Source organism: Serratia silvae (assembly GCF_023282985.1).
Taxonomy (GTDB): domain Bacteria; phylum Pseudomonadota; class Gammaproteobacteria; order Enterobacterales; family Enterobacteriaceae; genus Chania; species Chania silvae.
On the sequence record NZ_JAGQDC010000003.1, the window covers coordinates 215,461 to 232,146 of the forward strand.

Sequence of the window (16,686 nt, forward strand, 5' to 3'; positions counted from 1 at the left end):
TACGAAAGGATACATTTAGTTTATTGCATTTGTGATTTCATTGCTTAGCTAATTTAGGGTTTTGTGTAAAAAACCAGACTATTCGTCTATTTTTGCAGAAGGAAGGTGAATTATGGCGTAATTGGTCGGATTAAATGGGGCTGTAGAGTGGATAACCCGGTTTAACCTCTGCGCTAAACCGGTGCGCTGTAAGGGGTATTACTGGTTATGCTCCATATTTGGTAGCAATGCGGTGATAATGCCGATAAGCGGCAGGAATGCACAGATTTGATAAACCAGTTCGATGCTGGTCAAATCGGCGACATAACCAAGAACTGCCGCGCCTAATCCGCCCATACCGAAAGCAAAACCGAAGAATAGCCCGGAAACCATCCCCACTTTGCCGGGGATCAGCTCTTGCGCATACACCAGAATGGCCGAGAAAGCCGAGGCCAGAATAACCCCGATGATTACCGTCAAAATCCCGGTCCAGTAGAGAGAAGCATGGGGTAAAACCAGGGTAAATGGCGCAGCACCCAGGATAGAGCCCCAAATGACATATTTACGCCCGAACTTATCACCCAGAGGCCCGCCAATGATGGTTCCTGCTGCTACGGCAAACAGGAAGGCGAACAGATGGAATTGGGCATTCTGCACCGAAACACCGAACTTATGTATGAGATAAAAGGTGTAATAGCTGCTAATGCTCGCCAAGTAGAAGTATTTGGAGAATATCAACACTAGCAGGATGCCTAGGGAGAACATGACGGTACGTTTTGGCAGCGTTTTGACCAAGGAAGCGGCTTTTGGCTTGCCTTGGGCCGCCCGATGTTGCTGCTGATACCATTTACTGACCTGCAATAAAACCACAATAGCCAGCAGCGCAGCCAGTGAGAACCAGGCGACATTGCCCTTGCCGTAGGGGGCGATAATCAGCGCGGCTAATAGCGGACCAAGGGAACTGCCGAAGTTGCCACCCACCTGGAACAGCGACTGGGCCAAACCGTGCCGTCCACCGGAAGCCATGCGTGCGACGCGGGATGACTCAGGATGGAATACGGAGGAACCGGTACCCACCAAAGCGGCTGCCAGCAGCACCAGGGGGAAGGTGTTGGCCACCGAAAGCAGCAGTAAGCCCGATAGGGTGAATCCCATGCCGATGGGCAGCGAATAAGGCTGCGGGTGCTTGTCGGTGTAATAACCAATCAGCGGTTGTAGCAGCGACGCGGTGAGCTGATAGGTCAGAGTGATCGATCTGCACAAAGCTGAGGCTAAAATCGGCTTGCAAAATCGGGTAAATCGCCACGATCAGCGATTGCATCATGTCGTTGAGCAGGTGAGAAACGCTGATAGCACCGAGAATAGAGAACGCTGTGCCTTTGGCCGCGCTGCTGGTTATCGGTGGAATATCCGTTTCACTACGGTCAGTCATATTATTATTAGCCTGGTAAGTGAGAGAGGAGAGAGCCGACATCTTATAACGTTCATCTTTCGTCCGACAACGGGGTAGCTGCTTCTCTCTCGATCATTATGTGCTATCGGGAGTGTTGACAAAATTCGGACGGCGGTGCCTTTCTGACATAGTTTGATGTACGTCGCAAAAAATTGAAATTAGTTGCAGCTGATTCGCGTTACAATTTCGTCTTCATCAAAAATACCCATTATTAACAATGGAGATCTGCCATGCGCTTTTCGCTTCACACTACCGCATGTGCGTTGGCTGTTTCCCTGACGTTGTTTTCAGGAACGGCCAGTGCCTGGGAAAAGGATAAAACCTACGATATCACCATCCTGCACACCAACGATCATCACGGCCATTTCTGGCAGAACGATCATGGTGAGTACGGTCTGGGGGCGCAAAAGACGCTGGTGGACAGCATCCGTCAGGAAGTGGCGGCGAAAGGCGGCAGCGTGCTGCTGTTGTCCGGTGGGGACATCAACACCGGCGTGCCTGAGTCGGACTTACAGGATGCAGAACCCGATTTTCGTGGTATGACGCTGATTGGTTACGACGCGATGGCGATTGGCAACCACGAATTTGACAACCCACTCAGCGTATTGCGCCAGCAGGAGAAGTGGGCCTCTTTCCCGCTGTTGTCCGCCAACATTTATCAAAAAAGTACTCAGCAACGTCTGTTCAAGCCTTATGCCCTGTTTGAAAAGCAAGGGGTGAAGATTGCGGTGATCGGCCTGACCACCGATGACACCGCAAAAATCGGCAACCCGGAATACTTTACCGATATTGAATTCCGTGTCCCGGCGCAAGAAGCCAAGCAGGTGGTTGAGCAACTGCGTAATGATGAAAAACCGGATGTGATTATCGCCGCCACTCACATGGGTCACTATGATGATGGTAACCATGGCTCCAACGCGCCGGGGGACGTGGAGATGGCGCGTAGCCTGCCTGCGGGCTACCTGGATATGATTGTTGGTGGGCATTCGCAAAATCCGGTCTGTATGGCGAGTGAAAACCACAAACAGGTGGATTACGTACCAGGCACGCCTTGTGCGCCAGATCGCCAAAACGGTACCTGGATCGTGCAGGCCCACGAATGGGGTAAATACGTCGGTCGTGCCGACTTCCAGTTCCGCAACGGCGAACTGAAACTGATGCATTACCAACTGATCCCGATCAACCTGAAGAAAAAGGTAGAGAAAGCCGACGGCACCAGCGAGCGGGAGTATTACACCCAGCAGATCCAGGAAGATCCGTCGATGATGAAGCTGCTGACGCCGTTCCAGGACAAGGGCAAGGCCCAGTTGGAAGTGAAGGTGGGCAGCGTCAACGGCAAACTGGAAGGGGATCGCAGTAAAGTCCGCTTTGTGCAGACCAACCTTTCGCGCGTGCTGCTAGCCGCGCAGATGGAGCGCGCCAACGCAGACTTCGCCGTGATGAGCGGCGGCGGCGTGCGTGACTCGATCGAGGCCGGTGATATCACCTATAAAAACGTGCTCAAGGTGCAGCCGTTTGGCAACACGCTGGTGTATGTCGATATGAAAGGCAGCGAGGTTGAACCGTATCTGGCAGCGGTAGCCAACATGAAGGTGGATTCCGGTGCCTATGCGCAGTTCGCCAACGTCAGCCTGGTGGCGGACGGCAAAGGCGTTAGCGACGTTAAGATCAAGGGCGAACCTTTGCAGGCAGACAAGACCTATCGTATGGCGACACTGAACTTCAACGCCCTGGGCGGCGACGGTTATCCGAAGATTGATACCCTGCCAAGCTACGTCAATACCGGCTTTATCGATGCGGAAGTGCTCAAGCAGTATATCGAGAAGCATTCACCGCTGGATGCGGCGGCGTACGAGCCGAAGGGTGAAATAGTTTATAAATAATTAAATTTAAAAGCGGTTTTCTATCGGTGACAGGATAGAAAACCGCCAGTTTTGAACCTCATTCCCCCGTTGCAAAACGGTACGAAATTACCTGGTAATAAACCTGACCTAGCAAAAGTGGAGGGGAATTAGGAGTAGGTATTTAGCCAATTAGCATTATAACTGCCACAGCAGCCCATAAAACGGAAATGTATTGCATTGGTATCCAAAAAAGAGAGTGTTTCTTACGAAAAACTACCTCTTGGCCAGTGTCATTATCCGTATAACTCTTTCCTGAAGTATTATTCAACCGATAGCCAATATAAGCATTAATTGCTGCGCCAATTAACAAGCCAGCTGCAATGCCAAAACGACCCGTATTGAGAAAAGGTAATGCACATAATACTGGGAGAAACGCAGAAATAATACCCCATCCTTGCCATATAAGCATCATGATTCTATCCCTATTGATTTTTATTAAAACATCATATATTCAGTTAACCTGAAATTTTACTCTCCAACGTCTGGAGGTTACCATTGATTCTTCTTCATTAAGCCAGTCATTCATATGACGGCGAATAAACGCTCCATGAATATGATCAGTTGAATAGATCACTCTATGCCTGTATCACTTTCTGCGGGTTCATCAATCCCAAAAGGGTAAATATCGATGTAAGTATTGCTTCCTCGGATTGCGAACTGCTGAGCCTATTCATACGTGATTATACTAATGCAGTGCTCAGTGGTAGATATACCAATGAGACGAATATTCCTAAAAAATAGCGGGATCAATAAAATCACCCGACCTGCCGACGCAGGTGTCAAGAGCAAAGGTACTGAAATGAGAATTTTTATTTCTCGCTGTACTTTTAAACTCCAGCAAACATCCCTTTTGAATTAACAAAAAGGGGCTGACCTGGTTTTTTATTTAACGAAAAAACAATTCTCAATCATTTATTTAATAGTGTCAACTATTTCATTAACTAAAGTAAGGTAATGTGGGCCGTTGCCTTGGCAACGGCCCTGTTATATTAATCCCGTTTGGCGATTTCGGCGAAGGTGCCGGACAGCAGACGGCAGAGATCGCTGGCTGCCAATTCAATATCCAACCCGCGCTTGCCGCCGGAAACGAAAATGGTGGCAAACTGTTGCGCTGGGCTGTCGATCACCGTGGGCAAGCGTTTTTTTTGCCCGAGTGGGCTGATCCCACCAACCAGATAACCCGTCACACGCTGAGCGACTGTCGGATCGGCCATTTCGGCTTTCTTGGCCCCTAGCGCTTTTGCCACCTTCTTCAAATCCAGTTGGGTTGCTACCGGCGTTACCGCCACGGCCAGATTCTTTGCATCGCCATTCAGGGCCACCAACAGCGTTTTGTAGACCTGTTCGGCGTTCAACCCCAGCTTTTTTACCACCTCGTCGCCAAAGTTGGTTTCTTCACTATCGTGGTGATATGTGTGGAGGGTGAAGGCCACCTTTTGTTTTTCAAGCAGAACCACTGCGGGTGTCATAATATCTTTTCCAAAAGAGAGAGAAGTTGTCATCGGTTGCAACAGAACGATAAAAATGGAGCCGAATGAGCAACCTGTGCCTAGGAGGGTGAAAGGCAGTTGCCAATAGGTTCGTCAGGTTGCTACCCTGTCTATTGTAATCGTTAACACGGTTACAATGCGTATAACTAAAATATGAAAAATTCCTCTTTGACTGGCCAATAGCGATATTGGCCACTTTTTTATCGCGCTTGCAGCATGGCCGGTAAATTATCTTCGCCATACAGATGCAAAGCACCGACCGCTACCACATAGTTGCCCGGCGGTAACGCTTCCAGCTTTTGCTGCCAGTGGCGATTACGGCGGTGCATCAATACGTCGTACAGCTCGGCACTGAAGGTGGAGGGCAGCGTTTCCAACGTGGCGTTCGGCTTGGCGTCCAGCCACCAACTCACCATGGTTTGCAGCAAACGGGCGTTGGTGTGCCAGTGCGCTAACGTATCGTGCAGCAGGGCCATACCGCCTTCTGGCAGTTGTTCCAGCATGCTCAACTGTTCCTCGGCCCCTTCCAGTTCGATCACTGGCATCTGCTGTACTTTAGCGGCTTGCAATAGCTGGTAATCAATCCCGTATTCGGCGCGTAAACCCAGCCGCTGTGCCTGCCGTGCTTGCATCATCAGTGCTACCTGCCAGCCGGGAAGGGCAGAGAAGCTCTCTACATCCGCACCCAACTCCTGGCATAGCACCTGTAACCGTTGGAATTCCTCATCGCCAAGACGTTGTTCAAGTTCGAGTTGCGGTTCGGCGTGGCCAAATGGCGAAGAGGAACCGGTAATATCGGCCTCAACAATCAACGCATCGGCCTGGCGCAGGCATGCGGCCAGCCGGGCAGGCAGGGGCGACATATCGACGGTACCCATATGAATGCTGCCGACCAAATGCAGTTGGCGATTGCCCGTTAGCCTGATGTCCAGGGCCGGGTAGGTGTAGCTCTGCGGGGAAATAATACCGAGAAAGGTAGCAATGCGGCGTAACAGTTGACCCATACAGCGTGGCTCCTGATCCTTTCCACCAGCGTGCAGGATGGCTGCTGGTTTTTCCCCATGCTAAACGCTAAGTGGCTGACAATAAAGCCCGAGGGCAGGGGAATTATCTCAAAAGGCCGGAGCACGATGGATTGCGCCCCGGTTGAGGGTTACTGCTTGGGTTTAAAACGCAGTAATCGGTTAGCGTTGGTGACCACGGTAATGGAGGAAAGAGCCATTGCTGCACCAGCGACCACTGGGCTGAGCAGGGTGCCTGTTAGTGGGTACAGCACACCGGCGGCAATGGGAATGCCAAGTGCGTTGTAGATAAATGCCCCGAGCAGGTTCTGCTTCATATTACGCAGCGTCGCCTTCGACAAGGCCAGCGCGTCCGCCACACCGTTCAGGCTGTGACGCATCAGGGTGATCGCCGCGGTTTCAATGGCGATATCACTGCCGCCGCCCATAGCGATCCCAACATCGGCCTGAGCCAGTGCAGGGGCGTCGTTGATACCGTCACCGACCATCGCTACCCGGTGGCCCTGAGCCTGCAACTGCTTGATAGCCTCGGCCTTACCGTCGGGCAAGACGCCAGCAATCACGCGGTCGATACCGGCCTCTTTGGCAATCGCATTGGCGGTCACCGGGTTATCGCCCGTTAACATCACCAGTTGATAGCCTTGCTGATGCAGACGTTGCAGTGCGCTCACGCTGTCACTGCGTAACGGATCGCGGATGGCGATCAGCGCGGCAGGTTTGCCATTGGCGGCCAACAGCACCGGCGTGATACCGCGTTCAGCCTGTTGCTGTATTTGCTGCGTGAGCTCATCGGTCGCGATCTGATTCTCCTGCAACAGCTTGGCGTTACCCAGCAATAGCTGTACACCTTCAACTTCACCGCTGACGCCGGAGCCGCGCAACGTTCGGAATTGTTCTACCGTAGGCAGTGTCTGCCCTTTAGCCTGTTCGACGATGGCACGTGCCAGCGGGTGGTTAGCGCCTTGTTCCAGCGCGGCGGCCCAACGTAAGGCCTGCTGTTCATCCACCTGGTTAAAGGTGATGATTTCCACCACGCGCGGCTGGCCTTCCGTCAGCGTACCGGTTTTATCGAACACCAGCGTATCGAGATTGCTGGCCTGCTGCAGCGCATCGGCGTCACGCACCAGTACCCCAAACTCTGCTGCCCGGCCAACGCCAGAGATAATTGACATCGGCGTTGCTAATCCAAGGGCGCAAGGGCAAGCGATGATCAGCACCGTGGTGGCGATCACCAGCGTGTAGACCAACTGCGGTTGCGGGCCAAAGAAATACCAGATGGCGGCGCTGAACAGGGCGATGGCGACCACGGTGGGCACAAATACCGCCGAGATGCGGTCTGCCAGCTTACCGATTTCCGGTTTGCTGCTTTGCGCCTGGCGCACCAGCTTGATAATACGTGCCAGCGTGGTTTGAGTGCCAATGGCCGCCGCGCGAAACAGCACGCTGCCGTCGTCTACCACCGTACCGGCATGCACCGTATCGCCGATGCCTTTTTGCTGCGGCAGCGCTTCGCCGGTCAGCATGGCTTCATCGATCCACACTTCGCCCTGAACGATTTCACCGTCAACCGGGATGCGATCGCCAGTCGTCAGGCGCAACGTCATACCCAATTGCACTTCTGCCAGCGGGATACTTTGCTCCCCCTGTTCTGTGACTAGCCTAGCGGTTGGTGGCGTGAGATCCAGTAGCCGTTCCAGCGCCTGGGAAGAACGCTGCCGCGCACGTTGCTCCATGGCATGGCCAAGGTTGATCAGGCCGATGATCATCGCACTAGCTTCGTAATAGAGATGCCGTGCCTCCATCAGGAAGAAGTCCGGCCACAGGTTGACGCTGATGGAGTACAACCAGGCGGCACCGGTTCCCAGGGCGACCAGCGTGTCCATGGTGGCGCTGCCGTTCATCAGCGAACGCCAGGCATTGCGATAGAAGTGGCCACCGGCAAACACCATTACCGCCAGGGTAATGATGCCGACTATCAACCACGGACGCTGGGTTTCCGGCGTCAGCGACATACTGCCGCCAAATACGCCCCAGGCCATCAACGGCACGCCCACCGCCAAGCCTAATGCGGCCTGCCAGCGGAAGCGTTTCATATTAGCCTGTGCGGTTTGCTGTTGGCGTTCGCGGCGCTTGGTTTCGTCCTGGATCATCTCAGCGCCATAGCCGGCTTTTTCTACCGCAGCGACCAATGCCTGCGGTGTGGCCTTACCGGTGATCAGTGCGCTGCGTTCCGCCAGGTTTACTCGCGCCAGCTCAACGCCGGGGACGTTCTGTAACGCCGTTTGGACTTTACTGACGCAGCTGGCACAGGTCATGCCGTTGAGCAACAGCTGGACGCTGTCGTCGGTCTCGCTTGCCGGAAGGGAAGAGGGGGCCGCTGGCTGGGTTTCCGGCAAGGTCGGGGCAGATTCAGTCAGCGGCTCAGTTTTTGGGTGATTGTTGGTTCCCGCCAGGCTTGCGTGATAGCCCGCATCCTCGACCGCCGCGATGAGCTGCTCTGGTGTGGCATCGCCATAGACCTTGGCGCCCTCAATGGTAACGTCGGCGGCGATCACGCCCGGCACTGCTTCCAGCGCTTTACGGGTGCTGCCCACGCAGTGCATGCAGGATAAGCCTGAGAGTTGCAACTCGGTGTCTGCCTGATGGGCGATTTCTGCCTGGAAGCCTGCGGCAACGACGCTGTCTATCAGCTCGGCAGCCGGGGCTGCACCGGTGATTTTAGCGTAGTGAACGTTGACGTTGGCCTGTTCAACATCCGCGCGACTTTCCAAGGCTTTTTTCACCTTTTGCGCGCAGTTCATGCAGGAGAGTCCCTGCAACGCCAGCACGGTAGTTTGTGACATGATGGTTTTCCTCGCAAAATAATGGCGGTTGACCGCCTAGGTTCTTTTCATTAAGAATGAGCTTAAACCTTCCAGCAAGGGTAAGGTCAAGGGGGATCAATTGAATATCAGCGACGTTGCCAAAAAAACCGGTTTGACCAGCAAAGCCATCCGTTTTTATGAAGAGAAAGGATTGGTGACCGCCCCGATCCGCACGGACAACGGCTACCGCAGCTACAGCGCCAGGCATATTGAAGAACTGACGCTGTTACGTCAGGCTCGCCAGGTGGGTTTCAACCTTGACGAGTGCCGTGAACTGGTCGCGTTGTTCAACGATCCGGCGCGGCACAGTGCCGATGTCAAAGCCCGCACGCTGCAAAAAGTTGCCGATATCGAAAAGCACATCAGCGAACTGGGGGAAATGCGCCAACGGCTGCTGGCGCTGGCGGAACAATGCCCTGGTGATGAAGGCGCAGACTGCCCGATCATTAATAATCTGGCAGGCTGCTGCCACAAAGGCTAGCGGATAATGGCGCGGATCACCAAGGTGGTGCCTTCGACCGCCACCACTTCAACTTCGGTGCCGATCGGCAGATCCTCGTTGGCTTGCGCGCGCCAACTGCTGTCGGCGATATTGATGCGGCCATGGCCGTTATGCATCGCCTCGGTCAGCGTGGCGCGGGTGCCGATCAGTTGGCGGTTACGCTGGTTGAGCACCGGTGAACCGCTGGTTGCCGTTGGCCGTTTGCGCAGCCAGTACCACCACAGGTAGGCTACGGCAATGGTCATCACGGCAAACAGGGAACCCTGCCACTCCCAGCTCAACTCCGGCAGCAACCAGATAATTACCCCGACAATCACCGCAGAAACGCCGCTCCACAGCAGATAGCCGCTGGCACCGAGCATTTCCGCGGCTAACAGCAGCCCACCTAGCGAGATCCAGAACCATTGAGGGTTTGCTGAGATCTGTTCTAACATAATTACTTACCTTTGCTGTCTTTCAGCAATTCGGTAATACCGCCGATTGACCCCAGCAGGCTGCTGGCATCCAGCGGCATCATGACCACTTTGCTGTTATTGGCTGAGCCAATCTTCTGCAAAGCGTCGGTGTATTTCTGGGCTACGAAGTAGTTAATCGCCTGGATATTACCGCTGGCGATGGCGTCAGAAACCAACTGGGTAGCCCGCGCTTCCGCTTCGGCGGCACGTTCACGCGCTTCTGCCTGCAAGAACGCAGACTGGCGCTCCCCTTCGGCTTTCAGGATCTGTGATTGCTTATCCCCTTCGGCGCGCAGGATCGCGGCTTGACGCACCCCTTCCGCTTCTAAAATATCAGCACGTTTGGTTCGTTCGGCCTTCATCTGGGCGTTCATCGCCACTATCAGTTCGGCCGGTGGGCGAACGTCACGGATTTCGATACGGGTAATTTTGACGCCCCAAGGATTGGTGGCCTCATCGACAATATGCAGCAGGCGGCTGTTGATACTATCGCGCTGTGACAGCATTTCATCAAGTTCCATGGAACCGAGCACGGTACGGAAGTTGGTCATGGTCAGGTTAACGATAGCTTGCTCAAGGTTACTGACCTCATAGGCGGCACGAGCCGGATCGACCACTTGGATAAAGCAGACGGCATCGATCGCCACGTTGGCGTTATCGCGCGAGATAATCTCCTGGGAAGGGATATCCAGCACCTGCTCCATCATATTGATCTTGCGGCCAATACGATCCATAAAAGGCACTACCAGGTTTAAACCCGGCATGAGCGTTTTGGTATACCGGCCGAAGCGCTCAACCGTCCATTGGTAGCCCTGCGGTACAATTTTGATGCTCGAGAAGACGATAATCAACGCGACAACGATCACGATCGGAATAATGGTAAACATGGCACAACCTCCTGTCAGACATATTGCTAGATATTACGCTAGCGGCAGGGGAATGCCTAATGCGTCACCAGGATAAGAGCGTTTTTTGCAGAAAACGTTAGCATCTCACCGCGAAGGGGCCATTTTCACCGGGTTTGTCAGGAACTGCTTAACGTTGCCATGATGTGATAATGGAGACTTCTTCAGGAGCCGCGTCGAATTTGCTCAGCGTTACCGTGTGGCCGTCCGTCAACAGCACGCTGACCGCCATGCCGATGACACCGGACTGTAGATCGGTCTGTTCGATATGATGGAGCGCTTTAAGACAAACGAATTGCTGCATTTCGGGCAAATGTTTGAACCTGTCGGTTTGGGCTTTTTTCAAGAGGGTTATCCTTTGGCTGTGCCGACGATTTGGCCATCACGCAACAGCACAATTTTGTGTTTCTGCCGGTACCAGATGGCGGTGAAAACACCTTTCTGATAAACCTGCGCATACTGGTTTTCCTCGGTCAATGCGGCGGCCGTTTGCTCAATGTAGCCCTGCTTGATATCTGGCGAGATCTTGATGTCTATCCCGGCAATTCGTGCCTGCAATGTCTTGCTCTTTGCTACCTGGGCATGTTGCACGGTTTGCCGCAGAGGTGCGACGACGGGCACCCCAAGACGTGCCGATTGCGCGTACTGTTTCGCCGCATTTTCCAGCGCCTGTTTCTCTGCCGCGGCGTAAATGGCGGTTTGACGGTTTTGCTCAGTCAGATAGCAGGTGTCTTTGGAAACCCCTTGTGCCTCACACTCGGCCATGCGTGACGCCGTAGAACTACAGCCAGCCAGCAAGATGGCAATCACCACGGTAGACAGTATCCTAGTCATCATTTTTTAATTCTTCGGGTTAGCCAGGATGGCACCGGGGTGTCCCTGGGTTTATTTTCGCGTTTCATTTCGAAGCTAATAGCTACGTAATCAAGTGATCTTTTGCCTTTCTGTCGCTTTACTGAGCTGAAGATACAGAATTTTCCTAGGTAATCATCACGTTTTAACCATTATGTTGACGAATGTCAATTTTGTCAGCTACTGAGAATGTTTCTCAAATCATATTTGTATGTAGCTATTAGGTCTTTTATAACTGTCTGAATGGCGGAGTATCGGGAGCTACGTAGCTGTGGGGGACGGAATTTATGTGCTAAACTGCGATACGTCGGTTGAGATCAATAGGAAATCGCAGGGTGGATAATCAAGCAGAGTTTAAAAGCTATCTGGAACGATTAGGCATTGAGCAGCCTGCACTGTGCATACTCTTGGGGGTACAGCGCAGCACCCTGAATAAATGGGTGAATGGCACGGTAACCGCAATCCCGGCCATCGCCACGACCGCGGTCAAAATGCTGTGGTTTATCAAAGAGTCCGACCCGGAGCTGTTCCAGCGCTGGATGATGATCCAGGACTTTGGCGTACCGGCAGAGTATGCCACTAATGAGAAGGCGTATGAATTCCTGCACGTGCTGAAGCGGGAGCTGTCGCCGCCGATTAAGAAACTCCGGGCCCAGGTGGTGCCCAGAAGTGATAAACTACCGCGTTAAACTGGTAAATCAATACCTTGCAGAAAACCGGTGATGCGTTCATCGCGCCGTTGGAACAGCGTGACGATTTCTTCAACGGCTTTACCACAGTCGTTACGCCAGGCGAGGGAGAGCGGTGAAGGTTGCCGCTGATTGACGACTTCACGGGTGATCAACTGGCCGCTATCCAGATAGGGCTGGCACAGATTTTTCGGCAAGAACCCTACGCCCAGACCCTGCAGGTGGCATTCGAGTTTACTGCGCAGGTCTGGCACCTTGATCTCTTTTTGGCCGGGCAGCAGCCAGGCAACGCGTTTGGTCAGGTTGCGCGAAGTATCTTCTACGTTGATCGCCGGGTAGCAGCGCAGCCGATCTTCATGCAGTGCCGTGTCTTGGCAGGTCGCGAGCGGATGATCTGGCGTAACCACAAATAGCCAACTGATCCCCCCTAGTTTCAATACGCTGACGTCATTAGCCAGTGATTCAGAGCCGGTGGTGCCAATGGCCAACTGAAAATCCCCGTGTAACAACGAATCCCATACTCCCATATACACCTGACGCGAGATATGAAACTGCGTGAATGGATAGCGCTGTTGCAGGTAGGCCAACAGCCGGGCGACGCTCGCGGGGTTGTACAGCAGGTTGTTGATCACGATATTGACCTGATGCTCCACGCCGTCGTTGATCTGGCGTAGCTCATCGGGCATGGAGTCGAGCCAGTTGTGCCATTGGCGGCAACGTTCCAGCAGGTATTCACCGGCGAGGGTCAGGTTCACGCTGCGGGTGGTGCGGATAAAAAGCTGGGTGCCGATACTTTCCTCCAACGTTTTGATGCGGTAGCTGATGGTGGCCGTGGTCTTGTGCAGTAATTCGGCGGCGCGGGAAAAGCTCTGGCATTCCGCGACTTTGATAAACGATCGAATTGTTTCGTGATCCAACATAGCGCTTCCTTAACCGGTGCGGCCATCGTTCCCCTAGTGTTGCAAAAGAATTTACTTACCTTAGTCGCCTTGGGTTAGTCATAAAGCCTCTTCCTGTGATCGCGATCACGTTTTATTGCCCTTCCTCTGCTGAATACCGCTGAAAGTGATAACTCTGTTAACGAACTGTGTTGTTGCGATTTGTTTTTTTAATTTATTGATTATTAATTGAATATTTTTATGGTGGTGCAAAAGATGTGCAGTAGATCTTAGTTGTGGAAAATTTTTCCAATAATTACTTTTAAATTCCAGGCGACCTGTCTAGAGTGAACTTATTCGGTAATGTTCCTTTTTGAAACGATCCTGGAGAAACTGATGGACCTGATTGCCGTTGAGTTAACGCCCGAAGCTTTTGCACCCTATGGGAATGTACTGCAGATCGAGGGGGCACCCTTTTTCCATATCAATGGTGGAAAAACAGAGCGATATCATGATCTTGCTAAAGTCGAAGTGGCCGACGATCACCGGGTGCTGGTCAGCATCAATCGCTCCGAGCCCTGCGATCTTCCGTTGGAGTTCTCCGCTCTGGAAAAGCACCCTTTGTCATCACAGGCTTTTATGCCTATGAAGGGGGAACGCTTTGTGGTGATTGTTGCTGAAGCCGGGGAAGGGGACGAAATTCCGTTACATACTTTGCGCGCCTTTATCACCAACGGGAAGCAAGGGGTGAATTATCACCGCAATGTTTGGCATCACCCGCTGTTTGCCTATGGCGCGATCACCGACTTTTTCACGGTCGATCGCGGCGGTGCCGATAACTGTGTCGTCAAAGCATTGCCAGAAACTTACCGGGTTGTGCTTGGATAGCGCTGTCCCCAAGCGCACAGGCTGTTTATTATAGCGGGAAAACCTTGAGCTGAATAAAGGAAAGCCTGAATGAACGAAGTACGCAGAAAGGGAAGACCAACGACAGAAGCAGGGGCGACGAAAGGCGCACAGGCGTTGGATCGTGGGTTGGAGATCCTGCAGTTTCTGGCTAATGCCGGGGGGAGCTCATCCGTTTCCGTGTTATCCGAGAAGTTGGAGTTACCGTTATCAACGACTTTCAGATTATTGAAAGTATTGGAAAAATCGGAATTCGTTTTTCAGGATCCACAGCTTGGCTGGTGGCATATCGGCATCCAGTCGTTTACCGTCGGGGCGGCTTATATGAATGACAGGGATGTGGTTTCGGTTGCGGGTCCTTACATGCGGCGCCTGATGTTGCTATCAGGCGAAACCGCTAATCTGGCCATCAGGAATAACTTTGACGCCGTGCTGATCCGTCAATGTGAGTGCCAGGCCATGGTGCGCATGTGTGCGCCACTTGGCAGCCGCTTACCGCTGCACGCATCCGGGGCAGGGAAAGCGTTGCTGTATCCGCTGGCGGAAGAGGAGATGCTGGATTTGTTCGTACGTTCGGGGCTGCACTCGTTTACCCCGAAGACCCTGACCAGCGTAAATTTATTACGTAAGGATTTAGCACAATCGCAGGCATTGGGCTATACCGTTGATGCTGAAGAGCATGCTCTTGGCCTGAATTGCCTGGCTTCGGCAATTTTTGACCGTAGCAACAACGTCATTGCGGCTATCTCTATTTCAGGGCCTAGTTCGCGCGTTAGCAGCGATCGTTTCCAGGAGCTGGGGGAGTTGGTGCGTGACGTGGCCAACGACATCAGTACCGCGTTAGGTGAGTCGCGCAGTAAGAAAGACCACGTTTAAAGCAAAACCTGTGGCCGTGATCGCGGTTGCAGGATGAGATTACCTCCCCCGTTTATCACCTAAACGGGTTTTTTTGAACCCATTTTTGTTTTGGAAAATTTTTCCAAAAACTTAGGAGAACGTTTAGATGGCAATTATGCGAGCAGTAGATGCGGCAATGTACGTGTTGGTAAAGGAAGGTGTGAATACCGCATTCGGCGTGCCTGGCGCGGCGATAAACCCTTTCTATAATGCTATGCGTCAACACGGCGGCATCAAGCACTATCTGGCGCGTCATGTTGAAGGCGCTTCCCACATGGCGGAAGGTTACACCAGGGCTAAACCCGGCAATATCGGCGTGTGTCTCGGGACTTCGGGGCCTGCGGGAACGGACATGATCACCGCGCTTTACTCCGCCTCTGCCGATTCCATTCCCATTTTGTGCATCACCGGCCAGGCTCCCCGGGCGCGTTTACATAAGGAAGATTTTCAGGCGGTAGATATTGAATCGATCGCCAAGCCGGTCACCAAAATGGCGGTGACAGTGATGGAACCGGCGCTGGTGCCCCGCGTGTTGCAGCAGGCATTCCACTTGATGCGTTCTGGCCGCCCTGGTCCGGTGCTGATCGATTTGCCTTATGACGTGCAGATGGCCGAGATTGAGTTTGATCCAGAAACCTATTCCTCGCTGGGAGCTTACAAACCGGCGGCCACTGAGGCGCAGATCGACAAAGCCTTGGATATGCTGTGTGCCGCCAGCAAGCCCTTGATTATCGCTGGTGGTGGGATCTTTAACGCGGACGCGGCCGAGCTGCTGCAAGAGTTGGCGGAGACCTGCAACGTACCGGTGATCCCGACGCTGATGGGCTGGGGGTGTATCCCGGACGATCACCCGTTGATGGCTGGGATGGCCGGGTTACAAACCTCACATCGTTACGGTAACGCCAACCTGCTGGATTCGGATCTGGTGTTTGGTATCGGTAACCGCTGGGCTAACCGCCATACCGGTTCGGTAGATAAATACACCGCCGGTCGTAAGGTGATTCATATCGATATTGAACCGACCCAGCTGGGCCGCGTGATTTGCCCGGATCTGGGCATTGTTTCCGATGCCAAAATCGCCCTGCAAATGTTAGTGGCGAGAGCTCGTGAACGTGCAGATCAAGGACGATTGCCGGATCGCTCACAGTGGGTGGAAACCTGCCTCCAGCGCAAACAAACCCTGCTGCGTAAAACCCATTTTGACAACGTGCCGATCAAACCTCAGCGCGTTTACGAAGAGATGAACCGGGCGTTCGGGCGTGATGCCTGTTACGTCACCACCATCGGGCTTTCGCAGATCGCGGCGGCGCAGATGCTGCACGTGTTCAAACCGCGCCATTGGATTAACGCCGGGCAGGCTGGCCCATTAGGCTGGACTCTTCCTTCGGCCCTGGGCGTGTGTGCCGCCGATCCGCAGCGCAAAGTGATCGCACTCTCGGGTGACTATGACTTCCAGTTCATGATTGAAGAGTTGGCCGTTGGCGCGCAATTCAAGCTGCCGTACATCCATGTGGTGGTCAACAACGCCTATCTGGGGCTGATCCGCCAGTCGCAGCGCGGTTTCGATATGGATTACTGCGTCCAACTGTCCTATGAAAACATCAACAACCCGGAAGTGGGCGAATACGGTGTCGATCACGTCAAGGTGGTCGAAGGGATGGGATGTAAAGCGATCCGCGTCGTTAAGCCTGAGGATATCGCGCCAGCCTTCCAACAGGCGCAAGAGTTGATGCGTTTGCATCAGGTTCCTGTGGTAGTGGAGATTATCCTCGAGCGGGTCACTAACATCTCGATGGGGACAGAACTGGATAACGTCAATGAATTCGAACCCGTTGCCGAGTCGCCAGAAGATGCGCCGACCTCGGTCAGCTACTTCAATTATCAGTAAGG

Annotated in this window: 15 protein-coding genes and 1 pseudogene; 6 read left to right on the forward strand and 10 right to left on the reverse strand. The window is 53.2% G+C overall.

The genetic code is table 11. From position 1 onward, the window contains the following. Positions 1–198 precede the first annotated feature (198 nt). Positions 199–1,411 (reverse strand): annotated as a pseudogene (locus KAJ71_RS05305) (MFS transporter). A 251-nt stretch (positions 1,412–1,662) separates the two neighbouring features. Here KAJ71_RS05305 and ushA point away from each other — a divergent pair. Continuing rightward, positions 1,663–3,315, forward strand: a complete 1,653-nt coding sequence (gene ushA / locus KAJ71_RS05310; protein WP_248944722.1) for a bifunctional UDP-sugar hydrolase/5'-nucleotidase UshA — start codon at positions 1,663–1,665, stop codon at positions 3,313–3,315. 142 nt (positions 3,316–3,457) lie between these two features. Here ushA and KAJ71_RS05315 read toward each other — a convergent pair whose 3' ends face one another. From KAJ71_RS05315 to copA, 4 genes are all read right to left on the reverse strand, one after another. After that, the gene (locus KAJ71_RS05315; protein ID WP_248944724.1) at positions 3,458–3,748 is read right to left on the reverse strand and encodes a hypothetical protein; all 291 of its coding nucleotides are present in this window, start codon (positions 3,746–3,748) and stop codon (positions 3,458–3,460) included. A 577-nt stretch (positions 3,749–4,325) separates the two neighbouring features. Further along, positions 4,326–4,805, reverse strand: a complete 480-nt coding sequence (ybaK, locus tag KAJ71_RS05320; RefSeq protein WP_248944726.1) for a Cys-tRNA(Pro)/Cys-tRNA(Cys) deacylase YbaK — start codon at positions 4,803–4,805, stop codon at positions 4,326–4,328. Between the two features lie 221 nt (positions 4,806–5,026). Continuing rightward, positions 5,027–5,830, reverse strand: a complete 804-nt coding sequence (locus KAJ71_RS05325) for a TraB/GumN family protein (RefSeq protein ID WP_248944727.1) — start codon at positions 5,828–5,830, stop codon at positions 5,027–5,029. 149 nt (positions 5,831–5,979) lie between these two features. Further along, positions 5,980–8,691, reverse strand: a complete 2,712-nt coding sequence (gene copA / locus KAJ71_RS05330; RefSeq protein ID WP_248944728.1) for a copper-exporting P-type ATPase CopA — start codon at positions 8,689–8,691, stop codon at positions 5,980–5,982. Between the two features lie 100 nt (positions 8,692–8,791). Between copA and cueR the strand changes: the two genes are divergently transcribed. Further along, the gene (gene cueR / locus KAJ71_RS05335; protein ID WP_121606074.1) at positions 8,792–9,193 is read left to right on the forward strand and encodes a Cu(I)-responsive transcriptional regulator; all 402 of its coding nucleotides are present in this window, start codon (positions 8,792–8,794) and stop codon (positions 9,191–9,193) included. Here cueR and KAJ71_RS05340 read toward each other — a convergent pair. From KAJ71_RS05340 to KAJ71_RS05355, 4 genes are all read right to left on the reverse strand, one after another. Next, complete coding sequence (locus KAJ71_RS05340) at positions 9,190–9,648, reverse strand: NfeD family protein (protein WP_248944730.1); 459 nt, start codon at positions 9,646–9,648, stop codon at positions 9,190–9,192. The genes cueR and KAJ71_RS05340 overlap by 4 nt on opposite strands. Before the next feature lie 2 nt (positions 9,649–9,650). After that, positions 9,651–10,556, reverse strand: coding sequence for an SPFH domain-containing protein (locus KAJ71_RS05345; protein WP_248944731.1), 906 nt, complete (start codon positions 10,554–10,556; stop codon positions 9,651–9,653). Positions 10,557–10,704: 148 nt separating this feature from the next. Continuing rightward, on the reverse strand, positions 10,705–10,920 hold the full coding sequence (locus tag KAJ71_RS05350; protein WP_248944733.1) for a hypothetical protein: 216 nt from the start codon (positions 10,918–10,920) through the stop codon (positions 10,705–10,707). A gap of 5 nt (positions 10,921–10,925) precedes the next feature. Beyond that, entirely contained in the window at positions 10,926–11,411 is a 486-nt protein-coding gene (locus KAJ71_RS05355; RefSeq protein WP_248944734.1) for a hypothetical protein, read from the reverse strand. A gap of 350 nt (positions 11,412–11,761) precedes the next feature. Between KAJ71_RS05355 and KAJ71_RS05360 the strand changes: the two genes are divergently transcribed. After that, a complete protein-coding gene (locus tag KAJ71_RS05360; protein WP_248944735.1) occupies positions 11,762–12,115 on the forward strand; it encodes a hypothetical protein in 354 nt (117 codons plus the stop codon). On the opposite strand, the gene allS is transcribed toward KAJ71_RS05360, so the two are convergent. After that, positions 12,112–13,035 carry an HTH-type transcriptional activator AllS gene (gene allS, locus KAJ71_RS05365; RefSeq protein ID WP_248944737.1) on the reverse strand — a complete coding sequence of 308 codons (924 nt, stop codon included), beginning with the start codon at positions 13,033–13,035 and terminating at the stop codon, positions 12,112–12,114. The two genes, KAJ71_RS05360 and allS, sit on opposite strands and share 4 nt — an antisense overlap. Before the next feature lie 354 nt (positions 13,036–13,389). On the opposite strand from allS, the gene KAJ71_RS05370 reads away from it, so the two are divergent. From KAJ71_RS05370 to gcl, 3 genes are all read left to right on the forward strand, one after another. Continuing rightward, a complete protein-coding gene (locus KAJ71_RS05370; protein ID WP_248944738.1) occupies positions 13,390–13,881 on the forward strand; it encodes an ureidoglycolate lyase in 492 nt (163 codons plus the stop codon). A 69-nt stretch (positions 13,882–13,950) separates the two neighbouring features. After that, positions 13,951–14,775: an HTH-type transcriptional repressor AllR gene (gene allR / locus KAJ71_RS05375; protein ID WP_248944739.1), complete on the forward strand. Its 825-nt coding sequence runs from the start codon at positions 13,951–13,953 to the stop codon at positions 14,773–14,775. A gap of 127 nt (positions 14,776–14,902) precedes the next feature. Next, positions 14,903–16,684 (forward strand): glyoxylate carboligase, encoded by a 1,782-nt coding sequence (gene gcl / locus KAJ71_RS05380; protein ID WP_248944740.1) that lies wholly within the window; start codon positions 14,903–14,905, stop codon positions 16,682–16,684. Positions 16,685–16,686 lie beyond the last annotated feature (2 nt).